Source organism: Luteibacter sp. P4_D7_3 (assembly GCF_056401735.1).
Genome location: NZ_JBFUIT010000418.1, coordinates 1 through 2,823 on the forward strand (window position 1 = coordinate 1; position 2,823 = coordinate 2,823).

At 63.9% G+C, this 2,823-nt stretch carries 4 protein-coding genes; 3 read left to right on the forward strand and 1 reads right to left on the reverse strand.

Annotated features, from left to right (window positions below):
- Positions 1 to 273: 273 nt before the first annotated feature.
- The 3 genes from AC1DSN_RS20880 (at position 274) to AC1DSN_RS20890 (ending at position 2,388) form a co-directional block, all read left to right on the forward strand.
- The gene (locus AC1DSN_RS20880) at positions 274 to 885 is read left to right on the forward strand and encodes a universal stress protein (RefSeq protein ID WP_477299185.1); all 612 of its coding nucleotides are present in this window, start codon (positions 274 to 276) and stop codon (positions 883 to 885) included.
- A 68-nt stretch (positions 886 to 953) separates the two neighbouring features.
- The gene (locus AC1DSN_RS20885; RefSeq protein WP_477332629.1) at positions 954 to 1,853 is read left to right on the forward strand and encodes a universal stress protein; all 900 of its coding nucleotides are present in this window, start codon (positions 954 to 956) and stop codon (positions 1,851 to 1,853) included.
- Between the two features lie 199 nt (positions 1,854 to 2,052).
- Positions 2,053 to 2,388 (forward strand): universal stress protein, encoded by a 336-nt coding sequence (locus tag AC1DSN_RS20890; protein ID WP_477332631.1) that lies wholly within the window; start codon positions 2,053 to 2,055, stop codon positions 2,386 to 2,388.
- On the opposite strand, the gene AC1DSN_RS20895 is transcribed toward AC1DSN_RS20890, so the two are convergent.
- The gene (locus tag AC1DSN_RS20895) at positions 2,375 to 2,707 is read right to left on the reverse strand and encodes a universal stress protein (RefSeq protein ID WP_477332633.1); all 333 of its coding nucleotides are present in this window, start codon (positions 2,705 to 2,707) and stop codon (positions 2,375 to 2,377) included. The genes AC1DSN_RS20890 and AC1DSN_RS20895 overlap by 14 nt on opposite strands.
- Between the last annotated feature and the right edge of the window lie 116 nt (positions 2,708 to 2,823).

The following is a 2,823-nucleotide window of genomic DNA, read 5'->3' on the forward strand; positions in this document are numbered from 1 at the left end:
GATCAGAACATCGCCCACATCCGGCAGACACGTCTGCATCGGCGCGGGGGAGCGTTCGCTCGTTTGCGTGGTCGTGGTGTCCATGGGGGACTCCTTACGGTGAGGATGGCTCCTTTCTACGCGGTGCCATGGCGAAGCAATTGACCTTCGTCAACTGGGCGGTCCTTTCGTGTTTCGAAATAGTTGACCGGCCTTGACGTGTGTCAAGGCGGTGCATTCACGTACGCGCGATGTTCGATTTCCATCGGTTGTCGAATGCCTCGGAGATTGACCATGTCAGGCGCACCTGCTGATCCGTACCGCCCGCTACTGCACCCGGAGGCCCTGGATGGCGATGTGCCTGGACTGCTCGCCGAGAACGACGAACAGACGCTGTTGCTCTGCCGCGCCTGTGCACGCACCATGCCGCGCGGCGACATGCCCCTGTCGATCAGGCGCTCTTTCAATCGCGTGCTCATCTGTACGGATGGGTCACTGCTGGGTAATGACGCCGTCGCACTCGGTCTGGCGGTTGCCCAGATGGCCGGCGCATCGGTGGTGTTCCTGCACGCGGCAATGCCGTGGAAAGGCGGCATGTGGCTTGCTCGCATGTTCCGCACCGCCGAAGCCGCCATCGATCCCGGATGCGCGGCATTGGCGGAGACCAGCCTGAACGGTGCGCGCGCCATGGCAATGAACGCGGGCGTGAAGTTCGAAACCCGACTCGCGTATGACCCGCACCCCGAGCGTGCCATTCTCGACGCGTTGCGCGATACCGGATGCGACCTTGTCGTCATGGGCTCACGTCATGGGCGGCGCGCCCGTCGGGTCGCTTCGCACATCTGGGTTCCGCTGCTGACCTGCCAGGCAGCAGCGATGCCCGTCTCGGTGGGAGCGTTGGCTTGACCTGCGTCAAGGCGGACCGATCGCAGGCGCCTACAACTGACCCTTTCCCTCACGATCCGGAGACGACCATGTCCCTTTCCATCGTTCAGCCCGCTGTCGATACCGCCGATGTCTCGATGCCATCGCCCTGGCGCGACATTGCCGTGGCGCTGACGGAAACCTCCGGCGACGCCGTCGCGTTGGAACTGGCCGGTAGGCTGGCTCATCAATACGGCGCCCAACTGAATGTATTGCAGCTGGTCGTCGTGCCCACGCCGTTGATCGACCCCTGGGCGCTTATTCCAGATCCCGGGTTCGCCCAGGTCTATACCGATCTGCGTCAGGCAGCTCGGGTCCGTGCGGAGCAGCTTCGCCACCAGCTCCTTACCATGCAGGTCGCCGGCGAAGTAAGGACGCTCGAAGCGCTGTTCGTGGATCCGTCCCAACTAGCCGCAGAAGCCGCCCGCTGCACCGACCTGATCGTCATTGCACGTCCGTGCGATTCGACCGTCGACATCGCCATGGTGCACTCCTACTTTGCCGCGCTCCTGCAGGCATCGGGCCGACCGGTGCTCGTGGTGCCGTCCTTCGAACGTCCGCTGTTCCCCGAGCACCACGCAATGGTTGCGTGGGCAGATACACCGGAGTCTACGCGGGCCTTGCACGATGCAATGCCACTGTTGGAGCAGTGTGAGAGTGTGGATGTGGTCCTGGTCGATCCTATTGCCAGTGTGTTGGAGGCAGTGCACGAGCGCGGCGAGAGCGTGGCGAACCATCTGCGCGAGCACGGCGTGCGCGCCCAAGTCGTCACCGTGAAGTCGCGTGGTATGTCCGTTGGCAACACGCTGCTGGAACACGCACGTCAGAGCAACGCACAGCTGATCGTGTCGGGTGGTTACGGACACAGCAAGGTACGCGAATGGGTCATCGGCGGCACCACGCGCGATCTCTTCCAGGGCGCACAGGTGCCTGTTCTCTTTTCCCATTGATTCATAAGGACGTCGCCATGACCACACCGGATTCCAGCGCGACCACGGTCGTGCGGTCGGCGGACCAGCACGCAGTCGGTGCCGTTGCCAACCCGCGTGCACGGTCCATGGGGTATCACCCCCGCGGATGCGCTAGCCGACCCATCCGCCGCGCCAGGCCCTGGTAGCCTGGCGAGACACGCCGGAGTCGGCCCGTGCGTTGCACGAGGCGCTCCGCTGGTTGCCCATGGAATGCACACTGCGCATCGTAATGGCGATGGGCGCTGGGGAAACCCATACCGCCGGTGCAACCGCGGAGAACGCGTCGTTGCTTCTTGCGCACGTGCAGCGCCATGGTCGCTCAGCGAATTTCGAGATCATCGACCGCCAGGGACGGCCGCCTGAAGACGCGCTCCTGGACGAAGTCGCCCGCACCAACCCGGACCTGGTGGTCATGGGTGCCTACGGCCATACCCATGCGATGGAATTCGTGTTCGGTGGCGTGACCTTCAACATGCTGCATCGCTCCCGCGTGCCGTTGCTCATGRCCCATTGAACACGACGAGGTCGCACTGGTGCGTGATCGCCGCTTCGCGGACGATCGCGTGCGCGTCGCGACCGAAGGCGTAGCGACACACGCAGGGCACCCCGGTCTTTGCGGCCATGCGCCGGACACGCCGAAACACGCGCTCGCCAACATCCACGGCGGCGTGCGACGGGTGTTGCTCGTTGACGGTCGCGTCCTGGCCACTAGTGGCGACCACAAACAGCACCGTAACGCGCGCACGAAGGCGACAGGCCATCCGTAGTCCCAATGCGGCAACCCGGTAGGACCCGGACCGTCGATCGATGGCAACGAGAAGGTGCTGAAACAAGGCGATGGTCCGTCAGGGTGGAGGCARTCCCATGGAGCCTGAATCGTGCTGGATCCGCATTGACCGGGGTCAACCCCCGACTACCGAAGGCGGCTCCGTTACACACTGTTACAGAC